Source organism: Kitasatospora sp. NPDC094028 (assembly GCF_049543595.1).
Lineage (GTDB): Bacteria > Actinomycetota > Actinomycetes > Streptomycetales > Streptomycetaceae > Kitasatospora.
In genome coordinates this window covers 392-1,015 of the sequence record NZ_JBMVFA010000099.1, presented here as the reverse complement: position 1 = coordinate 1,015, position 624 = coordinate 392, and the positions used below count along the sequence as shown (strand labels likewise).

Below are 624 nucleotides of genomic sequence, written 5' to 3'. Positions count from 1 at the left end.
CCGGGTGGCGCCCGCCGTGGAGCGGGCCCGTCAGGCGCTGCTGGCGGCGAGCGACGCGCTGGACGGCGTCCGCGCGCAGGGGCTGCGCGCCGACGACCTCGCGGGCCGGCTGGCCGCGCTGGCGCCGGAGCTGACGAAGCTGAACCAGGGCGCCGGTCAGCACGGGGTGCAGCAGACGCTGGAGCGGGCCGAGCGGGTGCAGCGGGAGGCCGGGGCGATCCGGGCCGAGGCCGAGGGGCTGCCGCAGAAGGCGGCCGAGATCGACCACCGGCTGGTCTCGCTGCGGACCCGCGCGCAGGCGCTGACCACGCGGGCCGGGCAGGTGGACCCCGTGCTCAGCGAGTTGCGGCGGCGGTTCGCCGCGGCGTGCTGGCAGGACCTCCAGCAGGTGCCGGCGCAGGCGGTGGAGAACGTCGGGCAGGCCGAGCGGAAGCTGGGCGAGGCGCAGGCCGCGCGGGACGCGCAGCGCTGGGCGGACGCGGCCTCGCTGCTGTCGACGGTGCGGGCGCTGCTGAACGCGACGGACGACGCGGTCTCGGCGGCCGGTGACCGGCTGGCCCGGCTGAACGCCGTACAGAAGGATCCGCAGGCGGAGATCGAGCGGACGCGGTTCGCGATCCGGGA

General features: G+C 77.9%; 1 pseudogene. It reads left to right on the top strand.

Annotation, left to right across the window (positions count from 1 at the left end):
- Positions 1 to 624 (top strand): annotated as a pseudogene (locus ACPC54_RS42030) (hypothetical protein); the annotation flags it as partial.